Source organism: Akkermansia sp. KLE1798 (assembly GCF_001580195.1).
In the GTDB taxonomy this organism is placed as follows: Bacteria; Verrucomicrobiota; Verrucomicrobiia; order Verrucomicrobiales; family Akkermansiaceae; genus Akkermansia; species Akkermansia biwaensis.
Genome location: NZ_KQ971067.1, coordinates 40,172 through 65,333, shown reverse-complemented (window position 1 = coordinate 65,333; position 25,162 = coordinate 40,172). Strand labels below are relative to the sequence as shown.

21 protein-coding genes are annotated in these 25,162 nt (G+C 57.4%); all 21 read left to right on the top strand.

All coding sequences use genetic code 11. From position 1 onward, the window contains the following. Positions 1–32: 32 nt before the first annotated feature. The 21 genes from HMPREF3039_RS01105 to menD all read left to right on the top strand — a co-directional run bounded on the left by HMPREF3039_RS01105 (position 33) and on the right by menD (position 24,443). The gene (locus HMPREF3039_RS01105; RefSeq protein WP_067573552.1) at positions 33–1,004 is read left to right on the top strand and encodes a glycosyltransferase family 2 protein; all 972 of its coding nucleotides are present in this window, start codon (positions 33–35) and stop codon (positions 1,002–1,004) included. Further along, entirely contained in the window at positions 1,001–2,203 is a 1,203-nt protein-coding gene (locus HMPREF3039_RS01100; RefSeq protein ID WP_067573554.1) for a glycosyltransferase, read from the top strand. Before HMPREF3039_RS01105 ends, HMPREF3039_RS01100 begins: the two co-directional genes overlap by 4 nt. Then, positions 2,200–3,216, top strand: a complete 1,017-nt coding sequence (locus tag HMPREF3039_RS01095; RefSeq protein ID WP_067573556.1) for an acyltransferase family protein — start codon at positions 2,200–2,202, stop codon at positions 3,214–3,216. The genes HMPREF3039_RS01100 and HMPREF3039_RS01095 overlap by 4 nt, the downstream gene beginning before the upstream one ends. Before the next feature lie 5 nt (positions 3,217–3,221). After that, a complete protein-coding gene (locus HMPREF3039_RS01090) occupies positions 3,222–4,532 on the top strand; it encodes a glycosyltransferase family 4 protein (protein ID WP_067982155.1) in 1,311 nt (436 codons plus the stop codon). Between the two features lie 14 nt (positions 4,533–4,546). Continuing rightward, entirely contained in the window at positions 4,547–5,809 is a 1,263-nt protein-coding gene (locus HMPREF3039_RS01085; protein ID WP_067573561.1) for a glycosyltransferase, read from the top strand. After that, a complete protein-coding gene (locus HMPREF3039_RS01080; RefSeq protein ID WP_067573563.1) occupies positions 5,806–7,032 on the top strand; it encodes an O-antigen ligase family protein in 1,227 nt (408 codons plus the stop codon). Before HMPREF3039_RS01085 ends, HMPREF3039_RS01080 begins: the two co-directional genes overlap by 4 nt. Beyond that, positions 7,029–8,159 carry a glycosyltransferase family 4 protein gene (locus tag HMPREF3039_RS01075; protein WP_067573565.1) on the top strand — a complete coding sequence of 377 codons (1,131 nt, stop codon included), beginning with the start codon at positions 7,029–7,031 and terminating at the stop codon, positions 8,157–8,159. Before HMPREF3039_RS01080 ends, HMPREF3039_RS01075 begins: the two co-directional genes overlap by 4 nt. A gap of 10 nt (positions 8,160–8,169) precedes the next feature. After that, on the top strand, positions 8,170–9,318 hold the full coding sequence (locus HMPREF3039_RS01070; protein WP_067573567.1) for a glycosyltransferase: 1,149 nt from the start codon (positions 8,170–8,172) through the stop codon (positions 9,316–9,318). Continuing rightward, positions 9,315–9,872 (top strand): LbetaH domain-containing protein, encoded by a 558-nt coding sequence (locus HMPREF3039_RS01065; protein WP_067573569.1) that lies wholly within the window; start codon positions 9,315–9,317, stop codon positions 9,870–9,872. Before HMPREF3039_RS01070 ends, HMPREF3039_RS01065 begins: the two co-directional genes overlap by 4 nt. Continuing rightward, a complete protein-coding gene (locus tag HMPREF3039_RS01060; RefSeq protein ID WP_067573571.1) occupies positions 9,865–10,767 on the top strand; it encodes a glycosyltransferase family 2 protein in 903 nt (300 codons plus the stop codon). The genes HMPREF3039_RS01065 and HMPREF3039_RS01060 overlap by 8 nt, the downstream gene beginning before the upstream one ends. A gap of 8 nt (positions 10,768–10,775) precedes the next feature. Then, entirely contained in the window at positions 10,776–11,807 is a 1,032-nt protein-coding gene (locus HMPREF3039_RS01055) for an acyltransferase (RefSeq protein WP_067573573.1), read from the top strand. Positions 11,808–11,930: 123 nt separating this feature from the next. Continuing rightward, entirely contained in the window at positions 11,931–12,989 is a 1,059-nt protein-coding gene (locus HMPREF3039_RS01050; protein ID WP_067573575.1) for a glycosyltransferase family 2 protein, read from the top strand. Positions 12,990–12,993: 4 nt separating this feature from the next. Then, the gene (locus HMPREF3039_RS01045; RefSeq protein WP_067573577.1) at positions 12,994–13,992 is read left to right on the top strand and encodes a glycosyltransferase family 2 protein; all 999 of its coding nucleotides are present in this window, start codon (positions 12,994–12,996) and stop codon (positions 13,990–13,992) included. A gap of 30 nt (positions 13,993–14,022) precedes the next feature. After that, positions 14,023–15,558, top strand: coding sequence for a lipopolysaccharide biosynthesis protein (locus tag HMPREF3039_RS01040; RefSeq protein WP_067573579.1), 1,536 nt, complete (start codon positions 14,023–14,025; stop codon positions 15,556–15,558). Continuing rightward, positions 15,548–16,801, top strand: a complete 1,254-nt coding sequence (locus HMPREF3039_RS01035; RefSeq protein ID WP_067573582.1) for a polysaccharide pyruvyl transferase family protein — start codon at positions 15,548–15,550, stop codon at positions 16,799–16,801. Before HMPREF3039_RS01040 ends, HMPREF3039_RS01035 begins: the two co-directional genes overlap by 11 nt. Before the next feature lie 266 nt (positions 16,802–17,067). Then, the gene (locus HMPREF3039_RS01030) at positions 17,068–17,946 is read left to right on the top strand and encodes a hypothetical protein (RefSeq protein ID WP_067573584.1); all 879 of its coding nucleotides are present in this window, start codon (positions 17,068–17,070) and stop codon (positions 17,944–17,946) included. 78 nt (positions 17,947–18,024) lie between these two features. Beyond that, positions 18,025–19,173: a phosphotransferase enzyme family protein gene (locus HMPREF3039_RS01025; RefSeq protein ID WP_067573586.1), complete on the top strand. Its 1,149-nt coding sequence runs from the start codon at positions 18,025–18,027 to the stop codon at positions 19,171–19,173. An 81-nt stretch (positions 19,174–19,254) separates the two neighbouring features. Next, on the top strand, positions 19,255–19,674 hold the full coding sequence (gene fucU / locus HMPREF3039_RS01020) for an L-fucose mutarotase (RefSeq protein WP_067573588.1): 420 nt from the start codon (positions 19,255–19,257) through the stop codon (positions 19,672–19,674). A gap of 20 nt (positions 19,675–19,694) precedes the next feature. Beyond that, complete coding sequence (locus HMPREF3039_RS01015; RefSeq protein ID WP_067573590.1) at positions 19,695–20,876, top strand: MalY/PatB family protein; 1,182 nt, start codon at positions 19,695–19,697, stop codon at positions 20,874–20,876. A 349-nt stretch (positions 20,877–21,225) separates the two neighbouring features. Beyond that, positions 21,226–22,839 carry a methionine--tRNA ligase gene (gene metG, locus HMPREF3039_RS01005; RefSeq protein ID WP_067573594.1) on the top strand — a complete coding sequence of 538 codons (1,614 nt, stop codon included), beginning with the start codon at positions 21,226–21,228 and terminating at the stop codon, positions 22,837–22,839. Between the two features lie 5 nt (positions 22,840–22,844). Further along, on the top strand, positions 22,845–24,443 hold the full coding sequence (gene menD / locus HMPREF3039_RS01000) for a 2-succinyl-5-enolpyruvyl-6-hydroxy-3-cyclohexene-1-carboxylic-acid synthase (RefSeq protein ID WP_067573596.1): 1,599 nt from the start codon (positions 22,845–22,847) through the stop codon (positions 24,441–24,443). Positions 24,444–25,162: the final 719 nt, after the last annotated feature.

Below are 25,162 nucleotides of genomic sequence, written 5' to 3'. Positions count from 1 at the left end.
CCGGAAAACTTCATGTCCATGCCTTCTTTCCAATGCTGATTTCCGCCATCGTTCCCGTTTACAACCTTGAGCATCTCGTCAGCCGGTGCCTGGATTCTCTCGTGCGCCAGACGCACGCAGAGCTGGAAATTATTTGCATTGACGACGGATCCACGGACGGTTCCGCAGCCATCCTGAAACAGGCGGCACGGCAGGACAAGCGCATCCAGGTTGTCACCAAACGGAACGAAGGGCTGCCGATGGCCCGCAAAACGGGCATTGACCGGGCTTCCGGGGAATTCATCATCCATGTGGACGGGGACGATTATCTGGAACCGGATGCAATTGAAGGGCTTGCCGGACGCCAGCATGAGACGGGCGCGGATATTGTCGTATCCGACTACTTCTCGGAAATGGAAGACAGTTCCGGAAGAAAGGCGTGTACGGACTACCACTTTGACGTGCTGGACGGAAAAACCTTTCTACGGGCGCTGCTGACGGAAGAGAAATACTTCATCTGGGGAAGACTGATCCGTACAAGCCTTTGCCGGGAGATTTCCATTCCGCCCGATATCCATTACACGGAAGACATGGTCGGCATGGTCCAGCTCGCGGCGCTGGCCCGTACCGTCGCCAAGCTGGACCGGCCCCTCTACCATTACATCAAACGGTCCGGGGCCTTTACCCATGCGCCGGGCGCCAGGTCCTTCAAGGACTGGTACAGGGCGGTCCGCCTGACCGGCGACTACTGCCGAGCCCTCCCGGACGGCGCGCAGTTCCGCCAGCTTCTTCTGGACCGGGAAACCGTCCAGGCAGACGTCTATCTGCGGAACACCCGCACAACCGGCTATTACAGGAAGGACATCCGCTCCCTGGTCTGGAAGCTTCTGCTCCATTACCGGAACGAAGGGCGGCACGCCCTGGCGAAATTGCCGGGAAGCAACAGGCTGTTCCTGACGGCGGCCCTGATATCCCAGCGCCTGGCTTCATGCGCCCACACCCTTTACGCCAAAAGCAACAGATGACCCCCGCCAGGAAAAAAATCATCATCACGATGACCTACATGCATATAGGAGGTGCGGAACGCAGCCTTCTGGGGTTGCTGCACGCCATCGACTACACGCAGTACGACGTGGATCTGTTCCTGTTCAGCCATGAAGGGGAATTCATGGACATGATCCCTCCCCAGGTAAATCTTCTTCCGGAAATTTCCGCATACAGGACGCTTGTCACCCCCCTGAACCGCCGGAACGGAAAGCACCGTTTCCTCTATCTGATGAAGAAACTGGGTATTCTGCTGGCGGCGGCCCGTTATAAAATGATGCGCAGACCGATCCACGAACACGGCATCATGCAGTACTGCCAGCATCTCATGCTTCCGTGGCTTCCGGACATCAGCAACAGGCATTATGACCTCGGCATCAGTTTCCTCGGCTTCCATGACGTCATCTCGGACAAGGTAAAAGCAGATGTGAAGCTGGGCTGGTACCATACGGACTACGGAAGCGTCAGGCCATTCATGCGCATGGACGGAAAAATGTGGAACCGGCTGGATAAAATCGTCCTGGTGTCTGAAAGCGCCATGCTGTCCTTCCTCCGCAGTCATCCGGGCCTGGCCGGCAAGGCATGCGTCATTGAAAACATCCTGTCCCCCGCCTTCATCAGAAGCCAGGCACAGGACTTCCTCCCCGCCCCCGCAGGCCCGGAACAAGGCATATCACTTCTGACAGTAGGGCGTCTCTGCGAGGAAAAGGCCTATGGCCGGGCCATGGATGCCTGCCGCATCCTGCTTGACAGTGGTTACCGGATCAAATGGACAGTCCTTGGAGAAGGGCATCTGGAATCCGTCTTAAGGGAGCGCATCAGTAAGCTGAATCTTCAGGACCATTTCATTCTGGCGGGAGCCGCGGCCAATCCGTATCCCTACTTCCGCCATTGCGATATTTATGTGCAGCCTTCCAATGTGGAGGGGAAATCCGTCTCCGTCAGGGAGGCCCAAATCCTGGGGAAACCCGTCATTGTCACCAGATATCCCACAGCCGCCAGCCAGATTGAAGACGGCATTGACGGCATTATCACGGACATGAGCGCGGAGGCAGTGGCGCAGGCGGCGGCACGGCTTATCGACCATCCCGAACTGAGGCGGGGACTTTCCGGCAACTGCGCTGCCCGCGATTACGGAAACGAGGGGGAAATCAACCACATTTACCAGATGATGCCATGAATGCCGACCTTCCCCATGCCGCTTCCGGGCGCATTTCCTATCTTGACTTTCTTAAGGGCTTTTCCGTCCTATGGGTGGTCCTGATGCACGTCCATTACGAATATGACCCGGGGTGCATGCCGTCATGGATCACCCTGCCGTACTACATGCCCATCTTCTGCTTCGTTTCCGGCGTCTTTTTCAGGGAAAAACCATGGCATGAACTGATCGCGGCAAAGGCCAGAACCCTTCTGGTCCCCTTCCTTACGTTCTATCTGTTCACCCTGCTTCTGTACAAACTGCACGAACTGCTCCTCGCGCTTCATCAGGAAACCGGTTTCCGTCCGTTCACGGACAGCTTGTTCGGCCCCCATGCCGTTTATTCCTATCAGGTTCTGAACGGAGCGCTCTGGTTCTTCATAGGCCTGTTCTGCATCACCCTCCTTTATGCGTTTTTGAAAAAATTCCTTTCGCCCATCATGACTGTGGGCGCCAGCCTAGCGTGCTCCCTGGCGGGTTTGTTCCTGTGGGCGCGTCCGGAATACAACCCCATCACTCCTCTTTTCCCGCTCTCTCATATCCTGTATTTCCTGATTTATTTCACGCTGGGGGCCCTGTACGGTAAAAAACTGCTGCAACTGGTTGAAAACGGACACAGCAAGTTTCTCCTGCTCCTGTGCATCATTCCCGTCGTGCTGATCAATGCCGGCTACGGACTTCTGCCCTGGATGCGCCTTCTCCCGTACATGGCCTGGCAAATGGTTTGCTCCGCATGTTTCATTGCCTTTTCCGTCTTGTGCGCCAAATACCTGGACGGCGTGAAACTATTGCGCCCCCTGCGCTTTTACGGGAAAAACTCCCTGATCGTCTTTGCCACGCACATGCCCATCTTCGGCCTGTACTACCACGCTTGGTTTAAAACGAACACATTCGGAAAAATCGGTTTTTTCATCCTCTTTCTCGGCATTGAGTACCTCCTGATCCTTTTCTTCAACCGGTGCTGTCCCAGGCTGATCGGCCAACGTCCCCAATGAAAGCCATGACGACGAACATCTCCACCCTGGCCATCTACTTCCCCGCCCTGGAAAACCTGGGGGGCATTGAACGCGTTGTGGAGGCGCAAACCCTCATCTTTGCCAAACATGGAATCCACGTCCTTCTCGTCACGGAACAGCCCGTAGGCAAATTGCGCCCTTCCCTGGAAAACCATTGCCGGTTCGTCCACCTCAATCCGGAATCTCCCCGGGCGGACCAGTGGAAAGAAATCATCCGCGAACACCGTCCCTCCCTGGTCATTCTGCACGGCGCCTTTTATGCCGCTGCCATGGAAACGGCGGCCATTCTCCGCCCTCTTCCGGTCAAAACCATCCTCAATATCCATTTCTCCTTCCCTACCCCCCTCTACCTGACGGGGGATGAAGGGATGTATGATTCCCATCTGGAAACCGGCCGCCTCTGCGACGCCGTAGCCGTTGTTTCCGGAACAGACCGCCGGTTCTGGACCGCTCTGGGCTGCCGCGCCCATTACGTTCAGAATCCCGTCAGGCATGCAGCCTCCGCGCCTGTTCCGGCCCCACCGCGCTCCAGGCGCACACTGCTGTGGCTTGGGCGCCTCATGGAACCCAAAATGCCGGAAGAAGCCCTGTACATCATGGCGGAACTATTGCCCCGCGTGCCTGATGCCAGGCTGGTCATGGCGGGAGGCCGCGAGGCGGACTCCGGAAAACTCCTCCAATTAACCAAAGCTCTGGGCATCAGCTCCAGCGTGACATTCATCCCTGAACAGGCTGATGTGGAACCTCTTTACGCGGAAAGCGGCATCCATCTGCTGACCTCTCAGGCGGAATCATTCTGCCTGGTTCTGGCAGAGGCGAAGGCACGCGGCATCCCCACGGTCATGTATGATGTTCCCTACCTGGAACTCCTGCACAACCGCCGGGGAGTGTCCGTCCTCCCCTATGGGGACCGGCGCGGCATGGCGGACAGGATAGCCGCCCTCATGCTGGACGAAGAATTGTACGCCCGCCAGAGTGAGCAGGCCAGGGAAAGCCTTCTGCCTTTCAATGATGAAGCCGTCTTCCAGACCTGGAACGCCATTTTCTGCGACCTTGCCGGACAGGAGGCCGCCCCGGAGGACATCCGCGAGGGACAACAGGCTGAGGAAGACCTGCGCCTGATCGTCTCCGAAATGTACCGGGCATGGAGCTACCGCATGGAAAAGGACTTATGGAAGATCGAATTCTGGAACAACCTGGAAAAAATGCTGGGGACGTTCGCCGCGGCCCGGCTCCGCAGATGGGGGGAAGCCCTGTTCCAGCGGCTTAAAAAACTGAAAAGGAGCATCAAATAACGGAGCTGCATTCCATGAAGCCGTATTACCTTGTCATCACTCCCTTTTTTCCCACGGAATCGTCATTCCGGGGGCCCTTCATTTATGACCAGGTACGGGCCATCAAAAAGACGGGGCGCTACCGGGACGTGCTCGTTTTCAAGCCGGCCTCCCCGTTCGACCGCCGCACTTCCTATGATTATGAAGGCATCACGGTGCGCCTTTTTCCTTTCCTCCAAATGCCTTCCCTAATCCTGAACGGCCTGACTAACGGGATCAACTCAGCCCTGTTCCTGAAAGCTTTCCGGCGTGCCGGTTTTTCCCCGGACCGGATCGCCGTGGCGCACGCCCACACCTCCGTATTTGCGGCGTGCGCACTTTCCCTGAAAGCCGCCTCTCCACAGACCGTGGCACTGGTCCAGCATCATGACGGTGATCCCTACACCATCAGAAACGGCAAATTTGCCTCCTGCGCCTTCAATGCGCGCTACCGGGCGAAGAAGAACATCAGGCTTTTCAACAGGATGGACTGCCACGTTTCCATCAGCAAATTCGTGGAGCGCCATCTTCTTGAATTTCCGGCCGTCAACCCCCAGGACTATTTCGAATCCTACCGGAACAGCCTGTCCCTGGTGCAGAACCTGCCTTCCATCACTCCCAAAAAATCGCTCATCCTGTACAATGGGGTGGACACTGGCCAATTTCATCCTTCACCGCGCCAGCGGAAGAACGAAAAGCTGACGATAGGCTGTGTTGGGAATTTCGTGGACCTCAAGGACCAGATCACCCTGATCAAGGCGGTGGAACAACTTCTCGCGCGGGAACAGGGCTCCGGCATTTTGCTGAAATTCATCGGAACAGGCCCCACCCTGGAAGAATGCCGCGCCTACGTGCGGGAGCACCGCCTGGAAAGCAGCATTACTTTTCAGACGGAAATTCCTCACGCCGAACTGGCCGCCTTTTACCATTCCCTGGACCTCTTCGTGCTGCCTTCCTTCTTTGAGGGCTTCGGCTGCGTTCTGTTGGAAGCCCACGCCTGCGGCGTTCCCTTCATGACATGCCGCGGTCAGGGGGGAGCGGAATACATTCCCCCGGAAGACGGAGACAAATGGCTGTTCGCACCCCGGGACCATGTCGGCCTGGCCGCACTCATCAGCCGGTTCAACAAGGAACGCTATCCGCAGAGCGTCCGCCATGAATATGACATCAACATCCTGATCACCCGTTTTCTGGACCAGATCGACCCGGCAGGAAGCGAACGAACGGAAAACGGAAACGGAGGACAAACCGGCCCATGAAAAAAATTCTGCAATATATCAGGAACCACGGCGCCTGGGCCTTTGCGTTCATGATTGCCATGGCCTCACCCATTCTGGGGCCCCTGGCCGCCTTGTCCCCTCTTTATCCACTTGCCTTCGCGTCGGGAACAGCCGTCGTGCTGCTGACGAGGAACCTTCGTATCAGCCTGCCCATGGCCTTCCTTGTCCTAGCCTGCGCGGCAAGCATCATCCTGGCCAATCCGCTCCCCATTTTCCAACCCTGGGTGAGACTATGCTACAGCCTGCTCGTCTTCATCGTCCTGAGTCCTCTGCTGTCTTCCCCAACATTGGAGGAATTCCGCATCCGGCTTTATGAATGGGTCATGCGCCTGAGCGTTTTCATCGGCGTAGCCTCCTTTTTCTGTTACTTTGCAGGCATCAACTACATGACCACCTTTTACAAGGCCTCTCCCGGTACCGCGGGGCTTTTCGGCGGCCTGACCGTCCAGTCCATGCTGCTGGGCCCCATGGCCGGCATCGGCTTCATTCATCTGCTGTACCGGACGCTGAAGGAGATGATGACTTACGGAACCTTGTCACTTCCCAGGTTGTTCATGATGTTGGCCTGCCTGTGTTCCGTTCTTCTTTCCGCCTCGCGGGGCGCCTTCCTGTCCACGGCCGCCGCTGCGGGCTATCTGTTCTTCATGTTCCTGAAGGACAAGCCACGTCAGTTGCTGAAAACAGTCGTCTGCCTGCTTCTTGTATCGGGAGCCGCCTATCCGTTCATGGGGTATTTTGCCTCCGGCATGATCTCCAAGCAGGAGGCCAATGAAAAATCGGGCGGAACCTTTTCCTCCCGGGAAATTTTATGGAACGACAGAAAACGTGAATTTCTGGACTCCCCCGTTTACGGAGTCGGATTCGCCTCCCAGCGCATTGTTTCCTATGCCGTTTCCCTGCGTACAGGGGTCATTGAACCCGGCACCTCCTACGGAGCCATCTTCGCCATGACGGGACTGATGGGCGGCCTGCCTTTCATGTACATTCTCCTGACCAATATCCTGAAAAGGCCTTTTCCGCGACGGTACGGCGCTCCTGTCTCTCCGGCCCAGGCTACCCTCGTTTTCTTTTCCCTGCATATGGTAACGGAAGGCTACGTCTTTGCCGCCGGTGCGTCCCTGGGAGCCGTTTTCTGGTGCTCCCTGGGAGCCGCAGCCGCCTACCGCCACCAGACTCACACGCACCCTCTGGAAATACCATGACATTCATTTTCTGGCAAAACATCATCAGCCTCCACCAGGCAGCCTTTCTGAAAGCGCTGGCGAAACGCCATGAGGTGATCCTGGTCGCGGAACAGCCTCTCACCAGGGAGCGTGCGGAAGAAGGCTGGAACCTCCCGGACATGGGAGCCGTGCGAACCGTCACAAAACCTGACACCGCGCAAATCAACCGTCTTCTTGAAGAATACCGCGATTCCCTGCACTGCTTTTCCGGAATAGACGCCTTCCCCATGGTTTACCGCGCCTTCCGCCTGGCCTGCACGCAGGGAATACGTCCTCTACTCTATCTGGAACCTTACGAATGGCGCGGCTGGAAAGGATTTCTGCGGCGCGTGAAATATACTATTCACCGCGTGCGTTATGGAAAAAGCATCCGGGCCATCCTGACCACCGGTTCCCGGGGAAAAATCTGCTATGAACGGGCCTTCTTCTCCCCCGGAATCATTTTTGACTGGGGATATTTTACTGATGCCCCCCCGGATGACGCATCATCCGGGGAAAAACGGAATGATGAAGAAGAAGACGGCAGCGGCCTCCCCCGCCTCCTTTTTGTCGGCAGGCTGGACGGCAACAAGAGGATTCTTCCCCTGCTGGAGGAACTCATGCCACTCCGGGACGGTTTTTCCCGCCTGGACATCATCGGTAGAGGGCCTTTGGAAACGGAAGTGGAGCGGCGCGCCTCCGCCTGCGCCCAATTCCATTTCCTTGGCGTAAAAACAAACCGGGAGGTTCAGGAACGGATGCGGGCCGGAGACCTCCTCGTCCTGCCCAGTTTATATGACGGCTGGGGCACCGTCGTGAACGAAGCCCTGCAAAACGGCATGCGGGTTCTATGTTCCGACGCCTGTGGAGCTTCCGTCCTGCTGGACGGCCGCGTCCGGGGAGCCTCCTTCCCCGCCGCCAGCCGTGAAAACATGAGGGAAGCTCTCCGGCACTGGATTGCCGTAGGGAAAATCTCCACTGAAACGCGCCGCTCCATTTCCGAATGGAGCATGGACCATATTTCCGGAGAGGCCGCCTCACGCTATTTTGAACAGATCTGCGGCTTCCTGCGCGAAGAAAGGGAAAAGCGGCCGGAAGCGCCGTGGATGGAAAAGGCAGAGAACTGAAAGACGGAACATGAACATTCTCCATACCATTGCATCACTCAACACCCGTTCCGGAGGGACAAGCACCTGCACCTACGATCTGGTGAAGGCCCTGAACGGAAACGGCTGCCGCACGGACATCCTCACGCTGTCCCCCGCCGACGCGTCAGACGTGATGATCGGGCAGGATTCCTTCATCCACGCCCTTCCGAACGATGCTGTTTCCCCCCTGTCCCTTTCCCGCGGCATGCGCGGCTTTCTGAAGAGGGAAACGGAATACGACCTCTACCATACCAACGGACTGTGGCAGGACGTCAACCATGCCACGGCGGCCATCGCCCGCACCAAAGGAAAGCCTTGCGTCATTTCCCCGCATGGCATGCTTTATCCTGGCGCACTTCTGCGCAGCAAGTGGAAAAAAAGCCTGATGCTGAACCTGGGGCACCGCCGGGACCTGGAGCGGGCCGACTGCATCCACGTGACATGCCGCCGGGAAATGGAACATTGCCGCGCCCTTGGGCTCCTCAACCCCATGGCCGTCATTCCCAATCCCGTGGCCGTTCCCGATTTTCTAGAGGAGCTGAACCGCTCGAACAACCGCTTCAGAATCGGCTTCCTGGGCCGCTTCCACCCCATTAAGAATATTGACCGCCTGATCCGTGCATGGAGCGCAGCCGGAAAGGCCGCGCAGGACGGAGAACTGGTGCTGATGGGAGACGGCCCCCCTGAATACACTTCCTATCTCCAAGACCTCGCCCGCAGCCTGCACCTTGACAACGTACGTTTTACCGGTTTTTTGACAGGACGTGCCAAATTTGAGGCGCTTGCCTCCCTGACAGCCCTGTTCGTCCCCAGCGAATCGGAAAACTTCGGAATGTCCGTTCCGGAAGCCCTGCTGGCGGGGACTCCCGTCATGGCCTCCCACGGGACGCCATGGGAGGACCTGTCCCTGCACAACTGCGGCTGGTGGAGGCCCAACGATACGGACACACTGGCGCAGACAATTGAGGAAGCGGCAGCGCTCAGCGGGGAGGACCTGAAAAACATGGGAGACGCCGGAAGACGGCTCGTGCTTGACCAATACACGGCTCCCCGCGTGGCAAAAAACATGATCCTTCTTTACGAATACCTCCTGCGCCAGCGGCCGGACCAGCCAGATTTTCTCCATTACCAGTCATGAATACTCAGCAAGTGGACCTCTCCAAATACCAAAATAAACTGGGACTGAAAAACAAAATGCAGCGGCTGCTCTGGCGCTGTGCCTGCCTGTTTTTCTTCCGGCCTTTCTTTCCCGGCATCCTGATGCCGTGGCGCCGCCTGGTTTTACGCTTTTTCGGCGCAAAAATGGGAAAAGGGGCGGTAGTCCATGCATCCGTGCGCATCTGGGCTCCCTGGAATCTAGAAATGGGGGAATTCAGCTGTCTGGCCGGAGACGTCGACTGCTACAACGTCGACAAGGTCGTGGTCGGTTCCCATACCACCGTCTCTCAAAAATCCTACATCTGCACGGCTTCCCACGACGTTACCCACCCCCGGCACCCTCTTGTCACGGCGCCCGTTTTCATTGAAGACCAGGCATGGATTGCCGCAGACGCCTTTGTCGGCATGGGAGTCCGCATCGGACAGGGAGCTGTCGTCGGCGCCAGGGCTGCCGTTTTCCGCGACGTCGCCCCGTGGACAATCGTGGGCGGCAACCCGGCCCGCTTCATAAAAAATCGTTCTCTCCATGATTGATCTCTCCGCCATCATCCTGACCAGGAACGAACAGGTGCATATCCGCCGCTGTTTGGAAAACATCCTTCCGCTCGTACGGGAGGTTTTCGTCATCGACTGTTTTTCCACGGATGAAACCGTCCGCATCTGTTCCTCCTATGACCGCGTGCATGTCATCCACCATGAATGGCCCGGCACACAGGCTGCGCAACTGAACTGGGCTCTTGATCATTTGCAGGTCTGGACGGAATGGATTCTGAGGCTGGACGCGGACGAATACCTCCCGCCGGACACCAAAATCCATTTGGAGCGCATGCTTCCCTCCATGGAGGAGGATGTCTCCGCACTCTCTCTGGACCTTTCCCGTTATTTCCTGGGCCGTCCCATCCGGCACGGCACGCCGCCCGTCCGCCTGGTCCGCATTTTCCGGAAAGGAAAAGCCAGGTGCGAGGTGCGCGCCATGGACGAGCACATGGTGGTTCTTAAAGGCCGCGTATGGGACCTGAACGCCAATTTCGTGGACGACAACCTGAACAACCTGAGCTGGTGGACCCAGAAGCACGTCGGCTACGCCATCCGGGAAGCCGCACAATTGCTGGATCAGGAATACGGCCTGAGTTCGCCCAAAGAGCAATGCGGTTACCTGAGCGGGCAAACGCTGAAAAAACGGGCCATGAAACGCACGTACGCCCGGCTTCCCCTTTTCTGGCGCGGATTCGCCTACTTCTGCTACCGCTACATCCTGCGCTTCGGCTTTCTTGACGGAAAGGAAGGATTTCTGTGGCATTTCCTGCAAGGCTGGTGGTACCGGACCCTGGTGGACGCCAAGGTCATGGAAATCAAAAAAGCCTGCGGGGAAGACCCCGGAAAAATGAAAACATTCCTGAAAACGGAATACGATCTGGTTCTCGACTGACCTCCCTCATGAGTACGAAACGCGTTTTTTATCTGGACAACATCAGGTTTTGCGCCAGCTTCCTCGTCATCCTCGGCCACTCCCATCCGGAATATGCGGCGGGCATGTCCCCAGAGGGCCTGACCCAGGCAGGAATATGGCCTTCCCTGTTCGGATTGATGTCCTCACCTTCTTCCGAACTTTTCATGACCATATCGGGTGCTATTCTTCTGCCCGTCAGGATACCCGACAAGGAATTCTTCAAAAAAAGATTTTCCAAGGTTCTGTTTCCCCTTCTCATCTGGTCACTGATTTATCTCGCAGCCGGACTCGGTCCGAAAGACAGAACCGCCGTCGAATCCCTGCTCGCGCTGCCATTTACGCCGGTACTGGACGTATTCTGGTTCATGTACGTCATTTGCGGTCTCTACCTGTTCGCCCCCATCATCTCCAAATGGATCCTTGATGACGACAGAGCGTCCATGAGGTTCTATCTGGGTATTTGGACGTTCATTTCCTTTCTTCCCCTGCTCAACCTCATTTCGCCCGGATTCTACAACTCCCAGGGCAGCCACTATTTTGTTCTCAACAGCTTCGGCGGTTTTTTGGGCTACATGGTATTGGGTACCTATCTGAAGCGCTACCAGACGTCCGTCAGCAAAAGCAGGTTTTTGACATGCTGTGCAGCCGTCCTTTTATTCAGCGCCCTTCTCTTCGTACTCAGGTCTTTCTTGCACATTCTTCCGGCCGGTTTCATTTACGACAACCTCTGCTTCATCTCCATTGTGTACGTTTACACCATATTCACCATCATCCAGTACGCTTCCAGGTTCATCACCCGCGTTCAGCCCGTGTTTACGGAACTGTCCAAACATTCCTTCGGCATTTATCTTTCCCACATCCTCATTATCCATTTCATTACCCAGCCGCTAATATCCTCCCTGGCGCTTCCGCCTTATGCAGCCATCCCGCTGATGGCCGTCATTACCTATCTTTGCTGCTACATTTCCATCAAACTGTTGACTTTCCTTCCGAAAAGCAAGTACATCGTAGGCATATGACAAGTCCGGTCCCCACGACTCCATGTTCCCATCCCTGTCTCCCGGCATTGAACATTCAGCCGTGACAAGGGGAGAAGCCCCCATTATTCATTCCTCCATTCCCTGCCGTTCAATCTCAATACCATGTTCCAGTCCCAGCCGCCGGAATGCCCCTGCATCAGCATCATCATTCCCGTCTACAATGCAGCCCCCTATCTTGGGGAATGCCTGGATTCCCTCCTGTCCCAGACCTTCCAGGACTGGGAGGCCATCTGCATTGACGACGGCTCTTCCGACGAAAGTCCGGCACTGCTGGACAAATACGCGGCCATGGACCCCAGATTCAAGGTCGTCCACCAACAAAACGGAGGCGTCTCCAACGCCAGGAACCGGGGACTGGAACATATCCGCGCGCCTTACCTTCTTCTGGTGGATTCGGACGACTGGCTGGAAGCGGACGCTCTGGAACAGTTATACGGCTCCGTCCGGGAAAATGGAGGAGACCTGGTCATTTTCGGCCACTACTTTCATGAATTCCACCGCCCCGAGCCGCGCACATGCCTGCCGTGGTTTTCCCCGTCCGGACCGGAAAAAAGGAAGGAGCCTCTCGGCTTCCGCTCCATGACCCGCATCACCTCCTACGCATGCGACAAACTGTTCCGCAGTTCCATCATCCGGGAACAGGGCATGCGCTTCCAGGAAGGGGTCGGTATAGGTGAAGACCTGAAATTCATTCTGGAATATCTGGGATACAGCCGGACCATCCTTTTCATCAACAGGCCCTTTTACCATTACCGGTACGGAGCGGGCATCACCGGCTCCCATCAGACGATCTGGAAAAGAATGACTCCTCAGGGCCTGCTGCAATCCCTGGATGCACTGACCCCCCTGTGCGCCTCCCTTCCTCTCAGTTTTTCCGCCGCTGCAAGGCGGCAGGGAATGTCCGCCCTGCTTTACTGGAGTCTGCGCCACCGCAAATACATGCGCTCCATCATCAACTGCATGCCGCGAAAGGAGCGCCGCACCATTCTTTCCCGGTCCCGCCTTCCCTGGTGGCCCCTGCTCCTGAAATCCTCCCCCGTTCACACATCATCCGTCCTCCTGCGCCACTATGCCGTGCAGCCGGTCAGGGCATTCCTGGTCCGTGCAAAGGCGGCCGCCCGCCGTTTGGCGCGCCGAGCCCCAGCCTCCATTCATGAATAAGGCCATGTCAATCCCAACCGTCAGCATCATCATTCCCGTCCATAACGTTGCGCCGTATCTGGAGACCTGCCTGGATTCCCTGCTGTCCCAGACATTCCTAGACTGGGAAGCCGTCTGCATTGACGACGGCTCTTCCGACGAAAGCCCGGCCATGCTGGACAGATACGCAGCCCGGGACGCCAGATTTAAGGTCGTCCACCAGAAAAACGGAGGCGTCTCCAACGCCAGGAATACGGGATTGAAGCTGGCCCGCGGAACCTATATTCAAATGCTGGATCCGGATGACTGGGCGGAACCGGACATGACGGAACGCCTGCTCCGGATGATGGAGTCCACTCATGCAGAACTGGGAGTCTGCGGCTGTTTTTATCACCACACCGCCACGGGGGAAACGGGACGGCGCATGCCGGACAAATTTTCCGCCGGGCCGGACAGCGTCAGCATACACGGACTTGACAGCCGCGTTACCGGAAATATTACGTTCTGCGTCTGGGACAAGATATTCAGGAGAAGCATCATTGAACAATTCCAACTGGCCTTCCAGCCAGGCCTCAAGATAGGGGAAGACATGAAATTCATCATGGAATATCTGTCCTGCTGCCATAACATCGCCTTCCTCGCCCGCCCCCTCTATCATTACAGGTCGGGCGCCGGGGTTACGGGCAAAACGCGGCCCGTGTGGGAAAGGCTTTCTTTTCAGGAATTGCTGGAATCCCTGGATGTCCTTGACAGCGTGGCAGGCTCCACCCCCGGAAAACTGAAAGGACGCCGGAGCCGCGATTTTCACGCAGGCCTCCTTCAAGTTGTGCTTATGCACCGCGCCTACATGAAGGAACTGCTGGAAGGCATGCCCGGCCGGCAATTGCGGAGGCTCCTGCGCCGGTCACACTTTCCCCTGCCGCGCCTTCTGCTCAAGTCATCTTTCCGGCCCAGCATGAAAAGCCTCTTGGAATTTTACATTAAGAACCCTTTGAGAACATTCCTGCGCCAAAAACGCCGCTGATGCTTCCCGATTCTGGATTTTTACCGCACCATGAATGAATTAAAAGCAGGAGCCCTCCTCAACTACATATCGATCGCCACCAGACTTGCGACGCAGTTTTTCCTGACTCCCTTCATCCTGTCCAGCCTGGGACAGGATGAATACGGCATTTTCATGCTGAGCAATTCCGTCATCGTCTGGCTGTCCCTGACGGATTTCGGCCTCAAGGCGACCGTCAACAAATACGTGGCCATGTACCACGCAAGGAATGAAACGTCCCAAATGGCCCATTTCCTCGGGCAGTCCATGGTCCTGTTTTCCTGCCTGGGCATATTCACGGCCATATGCGGCATCGTCTGCTATTTCTACCTCGGCGATTTCTTCCCCAACCTTACGGGGGAAGAGCACAAAACGCTGGAAATACTGTATTTGCTCACTCTGGGCAATCTCATTCTGTCCTTTCCCCTGAGGCCTGTGACCGGCATCGCAAGCGCCTACATGAAATTCGTCACGCCGGGCGTTGTGGAACTGTCCATTTCCCTGCTGAATGCGGGGCTGACAGTTCTCCTGCTCTGCTGGGGATTCAAGGCCATCGCCCTGACCATACTCGGCGTATCCACCGGGATAGGGACCATGCTGTGGGGGCTTTATTACGCCTTCCGCTGCCTGGGGGTACGCCTTGTCTTCAGCAGGCCGGACTGGCCCCTGTACCGGGAAATGTTTCAATTTTCCTTCTGGATACTGCTCAACCAGATCATGGACCTGTTCTATTGGCGCGCAGGCACTCCCATCATCGCGCGGACTTCCGGAGCGGCGGCCGTGACCGTTTTTTCCCTGGGCATCTCTTTCTCCCAGTACTTCATGACGGCGTCAACGGCCATTTCCGGAGTCATTTATCCAAAAATCATGCATATGGTGGCCCAGGAAAGCACGAAGGAACAACTGACGGACCTGATGATCCGCATCGGGCGCATCCAGGCAGCCCTGTTATGCCTCATTCTGGCCGTCTTCCTCTGCTGCGGGCATGATTTTCTGCACTTGTGGGTAGGCAAGACTCTAGGGACGGAAATTTCCACCGTCTGGGCCGGAGCCGCCCTGGTTCTGGTCGTCCTCCTGATCCCCCTGACGCAGAATACGGGCATCGCCATCCTGCAGGCGCTCAATATTCACAAGGGAAGGGCCGTCATCCTGTTTTACTCTTCCGTCGTGTGCGTTATCCTGGGGTATCTGATTTCCCTGCGCTACGGGGCCATCGGGATGTTTGCCGGAACGGCCATTTCCCTGTTCTTCGGCCAGATTTTTTTAATCAACCGCTATTATTCGCGCAAGGCGGGGCTTTCCATCAAACGGTTCTTTGCGCAGGTTTACATCCCCCTGCTGTATTCGGTTCCCCTGCTCCTCCTGGCTGGCATCACCGGCTCCTTCCTGATAAAACTGGACAGCTGGACTTCCCTGATTGCATACTCCTGCTGTTATGCCGTCGCGTTCACGGCCGTTCTCTGGTGCGCCTATCTGAACGAGTCCGAACGGGAACTTTTTTCCGCTCCCCTGAAAAAATTGATCCATTTCCTGAAACATGCACGCTGACCCTCTCCCGAAAAACGCTTCTTCCTCCCCCTCCACCCTCCCCCGCTCCGCTCCGGCTCATTGCGGGGCCGAATGCACAAACATCGGACTGCTGGGGATGTGGATGACCTGCAATTACGGAGCCGTCCTGACCTCCTATGCCCTCTACCGCACGCTGGAACGGATGGGAAAGAAAGTGTCCCTGCTTGATTTTTCCTATACCGACCGGCAAAAGGACGCCTGCACGGTTTTCAGAAAATTTCTGACACAGGAAAAGCTCTCCATCATTCCCATGCACAACCTGGACCATGCGTATTACATGAACGACCATTTCGACACGTTCATGGTGGGATCGGACCAGGTTTGGAATCCGGGATTCCTGGGGTCCCTGTTTTTCCTCGATTTCGCGAAAGGGGAAAAGAGAAAAATCGCCTACGGGCCGTCCATGGCCCGGCACGACAAACCTTCGGAGCGCTACCTCCGGAAAATCTCCAGGCTACTGAAACGGTTCGACGCCATATCCGTCCGGGAACAGGGCATGGTTGACCACCTGCGGAAGCATTTCGGCTGCGACAGCACCTGGGTCATGGACCCCGTATTTCTGCACAGCCGGGAGCAGTGGCTTAAACTGGCGCGGCCGGCGGAAGGCGCCGGAAATTCCGTCGTCTCCTACATCCTGGACCCTACGGAGTCCAAGCGGAAACTGCTTCTGGACATATCTTCCAGGCTGGAAGCCCCGCTGCTGAACATGGTGGACATTCAAAAGAAGGAGATCAACAACCGGGAACTTCTCAATCTGCCCGGCACGATGGAGGAGGCAACGCTGAACGACTGGCTCGGCAACATCTCCCACTGCAAGTATTTCATTACAGATTCCTATCACGGCGTCTGCTTTGCATTGATTTTCAACAGGCCGTTTATCTGCATCGACAATCCCCTGCGGGGTTCCGGCCGCTTCATCTCCCTTCTGGAGCTTCTCCATTTAAGGGACCGCATGCTGCCTGAACATGCGGACAGGATTCCGGACGGGACAAGCCTGGAGATGAATTACGAAGCCGTAAACCAGATCCTTCAGGCCCATATGGAACAATCCGGGCAATGGCTTCTGGACGCGCTTTCCAAAAAACGTCCTGAAGCTCTGGAACACTACAACCGCTCCACAGAGAAAAAATTAACCAGAAAGCCCCCCACGAGGTGGCAGCTCATGAAAAGAAAAGGAAAAAGGCTGCTGGCCAAGGTGTACCACCGTCTTGTCCACCGTTAAGACAGGCAACCCTGAACATAACAACAACACATTAAAAATCAATAATTTATAATTTTATCATTTTAAGTCTGGAGAGGGTTCATTGAATATTTTCCGTTAAAACAGGAACGTTTCTCATGCCGGCCTTCGTTTAAACAAGCATTCATTTTAAATATAAACATATTTTTCTCTTAAAGACTTTCTTTATTGAAGAACATTAATATAATCGCCTCCACAAATCACCAACCATGCAATACAAGAATATTATTACAGCGGCATGTGCCCTCATGGGTTCTCTCTCCGGAATAGCGTCTGCGGACATTAATCCCCCGCTCGGATCTCTGAATTCCGCTGACAAATCCTCCCGTCCGTTCTCCGCCATCGTGGGAACGGGGTATGCCACCAAGTATGTCAGCCGCGGGCTGGCTTTCCAGCAGTCCGGCAGTGACCATGTCGTTCCTGTGGAAGCCATCGGCGCCTATGACCTGAACAGCAAATATTCCATTCTGGCCGGACTGAAATACCAGTGGCTTACCCAAAACAATCTGGACCATGACAGCACAGGCATTTGCGACGAAGGTTCCGCCCTTTTGGGGATCAGCCGCAAAATCAGCAAAGATACGACAGCCGCCCTGAGCTACCAGTTTGTACACGGCGGTCTTCCCGGCACGCTCAACATCCACAAGGGCAATGCCTCCGGCTTCCCGGCCTTCGACCACGGCCGCGCAGAAGAACACAGCTTCGTGCTGGATATCCACCATGACTGCGGCAAGGGGCTGGAAAATTTCTTCTGGGACTGCCGCGTGCAGTACACGTTCCGCTGGATGTCCGGCTGGTGGTTCACCAATACGCTGGGTTATAAATACGACTTCAACCGCTCCACCTCCCTGGTTGTGTCCGGAACCTGGAACGCCACCGCAGGGTATTTTGACCGCAATTCACTCAATGCCAACGGAACGCAGGGCATTTCCCTGACCGTGGCCGTTCCTTTTAGGGCCATGGAGCGTCTCATCGTCACCCCCTTTGCCGGCACAGTCTGGCTGGGCAACGGCGGCATGGCTGCCAATCATCGCGGCGCCTCCGAACGGTTCCCATGGAGAACGCCTTCCAAGGTGTACCGCAATTTCACTTTCGTTGCAGGGGTGGGCGTAGCCTATTCCTTCTAAAGACTCATCCTTAGGTCATTTCCAGCAGGCTCCGGCGGCCCATAAGAAACGCCGGAGCCCGCCATCTCCCCCTTTTCCATGCCCCTGTCCGCCGTCTTTCATACCCATTCCGTGCAGGAACAGGTTGCCGCACTCGGTGACGCATTCGCCATTGCCGGGGAATTTATCCATTGCGACACGATTAACAGCGGCCACATCAACCTGACGTTCCGGGCAACCTACCGCCGGGAGGACGGCACCACGGACCGCTACATTTTCCAGAGGGTGAATGACGCCGTGTTCCCATGCCCCAGGGATGTGATGCATAATGTGGAAAAGGTGACCAACCACATCCGGTGGAAAATGCTCCGGGTGCTGAAAACTCCCTTCCGCCAGACGCTGAACCTGTATTCCGCCCGCGGAGGACGCAAATACCTGAAACTCCACGGATCGGGATACTGGCGCTGCTACAATTGCATCGAAAATACCTACACGTGCGATGTGGCGGAACACCCGCGCCAGGCCTATGAAGCCGCCAAAGCCTTCGGGGCCTTCCAGCAGCTTCTGTGCGACATGAATCCGGAGGACATCCATGAAACCATTCCCTTTTTCCACCACACCCGCAAGCGGTTCGACCGCCTGATGGAAGCGGCGCGGAAGGATTCCTCCGGCCGTCTGGCCTCCTGCCGGAAGGAGCTGGAATTCATCAGGAAACGTGAACGGGAAGTGGACCTTCTTCTGAATCTCCAGGAAAAGGGGGAACTTCCCGTCAGAATCGTGCACAACGACACGAAAATCAACAATGTCATGCTGGATGCGGAAACGGACCGGGCCGTATGCGTCATTGACCTGGATACGGTGATGCCCGGCAGCGTTCTTTACGACTTCGGAGACATGGTGCGCACGATGACCTCCCCCGCGGCGGAGGATGAGGAAGACCTTGAAAAGACCTTCATGCGCATGCCCATGTTCGAGGCGGTCGTGAAAGGCTATCTGGAAACCGCCAAAGATTTCATCACTCCCCTGGAAGTTTCCCTGCTTCCCTTTTCCGGCAAACTGATCACGCTGGAAACCGGCATCCGCTTCCTGACGGACTATCTGGAAGGAGACGTTTATTTCAAGACGGAAAAAGACCGGCACAACCTGCACCGGGCGCGCACCCAGCTCGCGCTGGTAAAAAGCATGGAACGGCAAATGCCGGAAATGGAAAAGCTGTGCGCGGATGTTTTCAAGGCGGTCAGGGTCTGATGTTCAACGGCTGGCGGCAGTCCCCGGCTGGCTGATTTTTATGATGGCTTCCCCCTCTGCGGGTTTGCTATACTGCCGCGCATGTTAAAAAATATTTCCCCCCTGATCAGCCCGTCCCTGCTGAAAATTCTTGCGGAAATGGGCCACGGAGATGAAATCGTCTTTTCAGACGCCCATTTCCCCGGCCACACCTTCAATCACACCGTTCTCAGGGCGGACGGCCTGAACGCGGACGCCCTGCTGGGCGCCGTCATTCCCCTTTTTGAACTGGACGCCTACGCCACCCCGGTGATCATGATGGCCCCGGTTCCCGGCGATTCCCTGGACCCCGCCGTAGAAGCCAGATACCGCAAGGCGCTGGGCTACGACGGCGAGATCGAACAAATGGAACGCTACGCGTTTTACGAACGCGCCAAAAAAGCGTATGCCGTGGTCATCACCGGGGAAACCGCCAAATACGGCAACATTATTCTGAAAAAAGGCGTGACTCCTGTTGCCTGAGAGCCTTGAGCGCTATTCCCATGCAGTACGATTTTGACGAAATCATCGACCGCCGCGGCACCGGCGCACTGAAATACGAAGCCCTGCTGCCGCGCTGGGGCCGGGATGACCTGCTGCCCCTGTGGGTGGCGGACATGGATTTCAAAACGCCTCCGTTCATCATGGAGGCCCTGCGCCGCCGCTGTGAACACGAATTGCTGGGCTACACGGTGAAGCCCCCCGCCTTTTTCGAGGCCATCCGGGGCTGGGTGGGCCGCCGCCACGGCTGGCAGGTGGAAACAGACCAGATCGGGTTCGCCCCCGGCATTGTTCCGGGCATTTCCAGCGCCATTCAGTGCTTCACCCGTCCGGGGGACAGGATCATGATCCAGCCTCCGGTGTACCATCCCTTTGCGATGATTATCCGCGAAAACGGGCGGGAAATCGTGAACAATCCGCTGGTGCTGGAAAACGGGCGCTACCGGATGGATTTCGAGCATATGCGGGAGGCCGTGCGCGGATGCGGCATGTTCATCCTGTGCAATCCCCACAATCCGGGAGGCCGGGTCTGGAGTCCGGAGGAATTGGAGCAGGTGGCGGAGATTTGCGCGGAAAACGGAACCCTGGTCATTTCCGATGAAATTCATGCAGACCTCACCCTGCCCGGCCGCAGGCACACCGTTTTTGCCACCGTCTCGGAGAAAGCCCGCGACAATTCCGTCACGTACATGGCGGCCAGCAAGGCGTTCAATGTGCCGGGCCTGGCCAGTTCCTACCTGATCTGCCAGAATCCGGCCCTGTTGGAGAAGTACCAGAATTTCGTGAACGGACGGGAAATGGCGGAAGGCCACGTTTTTGCGTATGCGGGGCTCATCAGCGCCTATACGGAGCCGGAAGGAGAGGAATGGCTGCGCCAGGCGCTGGACTACATCCAGGAAAACATCCTCTACCTTGCCGCGGAATTGCGCCGCCGCATGCCCAGGATCAAGGCCCTTCTTCCGGACGCCTCCTATCTGGTGTTCCTGGACTGCCGGGAATTGAACCTGTCCCGGCAAGAACTGGAGGATTTCTTCGTGAACGGCGCCCGTCTGGCCCTGAACAACGGCGCCATCTTCGGCAAGGAAGGGGAGGGTTTCATGCGCCTGAATGCGGGCTGCCCCCGTTCCGTGCTGGCCCGGGCCCTCAACCAGCTGGAGGAAGCGTACCTGTCGCGCGGTTTCTGATCCGCGAATCCGGTCGGCGTCATGTGAACGGCATTTCCTTACCAGCCGGGAGTGCCGTGAATTTCCTCATCCCAGTTTCCGGACGGCAGGGCCTCCATCAAGAGGGAGCCATGAAACCGACCCGCAGCCGTCCGGCTTTTTGCCGGGGAATCAGGGCTTCCGGGCCTTTCCCGGTCCAATTCCGGGCGGAAGGCGGGGCGGAGCCTCTCTTTTCCGGACACCGCCGGAAAATTCCCGTCCCCGTTCCGGCGCCTTTCCCGCGCTTTCCTCTTCCGGAGATGCACGAACACCGCTCCGGTAAAACGTTACTTTGCTTGCAAAATGGACGGAAAGGGGTATCTTTTGCCGCATGTACTATATCACCACGGCCATTGATTACACCAACGGACCGCCCCACATCGGGCACGCTTATGAAAAAGTCCTTGCGGACGTTCTCGCGCGCTGGCACCGGATGAAGGGGGAGGAAGTTTATTTCCTGACCGGGGTGGACCAGCACGGCCAGAAAGTACAGCAGACGGCGGAGAAACTGGGCATTACGCCGCAGGAGCATGTGGACAATATCACGGCCAGGTTCCTGGCGCTCTGGGAACGGCTGGGCATCAGCTACGACGGCTGGGCCGCCACCACGGACCCGCGCCACAAGGCGTGCGTGCAGAAGATTCTCACCAGCCTGAAGGACAAGGGACAGCTTTACAAAAAATCCTACAGGGGCTTTTATTCCGTCCGGCAGGAGCAGTTCCTTACGGACAAGGAACGGGATGAAAACGGCAATTTCGGCCCGGAATGGGGGGAAGTGGTGGAATTGGAGGAAGAGAACTGGTATTTCCGCCTGGCCGACCAGGCGGAATGGATGAAGCAGTTTGTGGAAAAGAGCGGTTCCTTTGTCCTTCCCGCCTTCCGCAAGGCGGAGGTGCTCAACGCGATCGAACGCTCCTTCGACGCGGACCTCTGCATTTCCCGCCCCAAGGAACGCCTTTCCTGGGGCATCGAATTGCCTTTTGACCCGGATTTCGTCACCTACGTCTGGTTTGACGCCCTGATCAATTACGTTTCCTTCGCCGGCTATCTGGCGGAACCGGGAAGCGGACTGCCGGAATTTTCCAAACTCTGGCCCGCCGACTGCGAGGTGATCGGCAAGGATATCCTGGTGCCCGCCCACGGCGTGTACTGGCCCGCCATGCTGCACGCCATGGGCTTTTCCGACGAGGAGATGCCCACCCTGCTCGTGCACGGCTGGTGGAATATCAACGGGGAGAAGATGTCCAAATCCATCGGCAATGTGGTGGACCCCAACCTGCTGGTGGAGGAATTCGGCCCGGAACCCGTGCGCTATTACCTGGTGCGCGACATCACCACCGGAAAGGACGCTAATTTTGACGCGGACCGCCTGGTCATGCTGTACAATACGGAACTGGCCAACGACCTGGGCAACCTGTGCAACCGCTCCATCAACATGACCCGCCGTTACTGCGAGTCCGTGCTGCCCGCCCCCGGCGAATACGACGACGACGCTTCCAAGGCCCTGCGCGCAACCATGGACCAGGCGGTAGTCCAGTTTTCCAGATTCATGGACGAGAACATGGTCTCCGACGCGCTGGCGGCCCTGAACGCCCAGGTTTCCGCCTGCAACGCCTACATTGAACAGCAGCAGCCGTGGCAGCTTGCCAAGGACGAGGCCAGCGCGCCGCGGCTGGGCTGCGTGCTCCGCCACCTGCTGGAATGCTGCGCCCAGACGGGCTACCTCATCGGCTGCGTGCTTCCCGGCGCTTCTTCCCGCATTCTGGAGCAACTGAACGCGGATTCCCTGTTCCAGGGGCTGACGCCGTCCGTGCTCTCCTGGGGGGTTCTTCCCGCAGGCCACCGCATCAACGATCCCGCTCCCGTTTTCCCGCGCATCCTTTCCGAAGAGGAGAAGGCCAAGCTGGCGGAAAAAGCGGCCAAGGCGGCCAACAAACAAGGCTAGGTCCCGTGAACGCCTCCACGTCCTTCGTCAAGTCCCTGCTGGCCCAGTGCTGCCTGGGCGGCATTTGTGAATGGGTGGTCTGCCCCGGCGCGCGCAACATGGCGCTGCTGCAGGTGCTGGCCGCCGCGGAGGATTTGGTGAAATGGACCCATTTTGACGAACGTTCGGCCGCGTTTTTCGCGCTGGGGCGCATTCAGGACATGGGGCTGCCCGCAGCCGTGGTGACCACGTCCGGCACGGCGGCGGCGGAATTGCTCCCCGCCGTGGTGGAAGCGTACTACCAGCGCAGGCCCCTGCTCCTGCTCACGGCGGACCGTCCGGCGGACTACCGCGGTTCCGCCGCCCCGCAGGCTATCGAGCAGGCGGACATGTTCGGCATTTACGCTCCCACGATTGATCTTCAAACGCCGGACGACCTGCCGGAAGATATCCTGGAAGATTGGGATTACGCGTCCCCCCTCCATATCAACGTGTGCCTGCCGGACCCGGACCCCGCGTGGAATCCGGGCCATTGCGACCTTTACCCGGCGGAACCGCCGGAAGAGAACGAGTTCCGAGGCTCCCTGTCCGGCCTGGCCCAGGCTCTGCGCTTCAAGGCCCGCCGCGGCCTCGTCCTGATGATCGGCGGCCTGGACCCCACGGAACAGGCCCCCGCCCTGTGGCTGGCCAATGAATTGAAAGCTCCCGTCGTGGCGGACGCCACTTCCGGGCTCCGGGAGGAATTGGACCATCTGGCCCTGACGGATGCGGACCGGCTGCTGAAACAGAATCCGCCCGCCGTCCTGCTGAGAGTCGGGGACGTTCCCGTGTCCCGCTTCTGGCGGGACCTGGAGGATATTCCCACCACGGAGGTGTTTTCCATCACCCGCACCGGCTTTTCCGGACTGGCGCGGCCTTCCTCCGTGGTGACGGGGGATCTGGACGCCGTCCTGCGCGCCCTGGGGGATGTGGATTCCGTCGGCGACGTCAACGGCCTGCGCGCCATGAACAAGCGCCGCAAGGCCCAATTGGAGGAGCTGCTCATCACCTGCCCGGACAGCGAACAGGCCATGGTGCGCGCCTTTTCCTGCTTTGCCGCGGACGGCGACTGCATTTACCTGGGCAATTCCATGCCCGTGCGCTACTGGAACAGCTTCGCCCAGACGGCGGTGCCCACGGAAAACGTGCGCGCCAACCGCGGCGCCAACGGCATTGACGGCCAGATTTCCACGTTTCTGGGCGCTTCCGCCCGGTGCGCCCGCGCCTGGGCCCTGCTGGGGGACCTGACCGCCCTGTATGATTCCAATGCCCTGGCCATGCTCCCGCAACTGGATTCCGGAACGCGCGTCCTGGGCATCGTCAACAACGGCGGCGGCGGCATTTTCCGCATCCTTCCCAGAGGGGACAAGCATCCGGAAGCCCTGGAAAGATTGCTCATCCAGCCGCATGCCCGTTCCTTCAAGGCCATTGCGGAACAGTGGGGCATGCGCTACGTGTGCATCCGCACGGCGGATGAATTCGACCAGCTTGAAGCGCTTGAAAAAGGCGCCGCCATCCTTGCGGAGCTTGTTCCGGACCCGGCACAGACGGAACAGGTGCGGAACGCCCTGGCCCAGGGTTCATGAACCGGACCGCCGCCGGCTTCCGCTGAAGCGGGGACGGCCGTTCCCGGTTTTGCCGCCCCCTGCGCCCCTTCCGCATACGGAGCGAAACGGTAGAGATACTTTATCAGGCGCCTTTCTTCGTCACTTCCCGCTTTTTTTTCCTTTTCCGCCACGGCCCGGGCATCCATGCGCGGCTGTAAGAACCAGGACTGTTTTTTGTCCAGATTCCCGTTCCGGTACACCAGTAGGGCCGTTCCATGCCCGGAGGCGTCGTAATAAAGGCACCTGACTTCCTTTTTTTCCATGTCTTCCATGATTTTGCGGGAAGGATGGGAACTTTCCCCTCCCGGGAAATACATGGTGGCTGCATACACGGCGGCATTTTCCAGAACAGGGTCAGCCACGTCTCCATGCCAGTCCAGGGTCCGCCTTGTTTCGTTCTCCTTTTCAGGGGCGGGAATTTCCTCATTTTTCCACCAGAGCAGCCGGTCATTCTCCACTTTCCAGGAATGCAGGATATAATTCGGACTGCCCGCCAGAACCCGGTTGTCATTCCTGAACCTGAACGGTCCGTCCGGATGATGGGAAAGCGACCAGTCAACAAAGTCTCTCCCATTGGGGAAAGAGAGGTGCCTCATTTCCCTCATCAATTCTCCGCGGGGGTCAAACAAGTAGGACATTTCAGAAAGAACCTTGGTTTTTCCCGTCTTCCAGTTCTCATATTCCTGGATATAAACCGT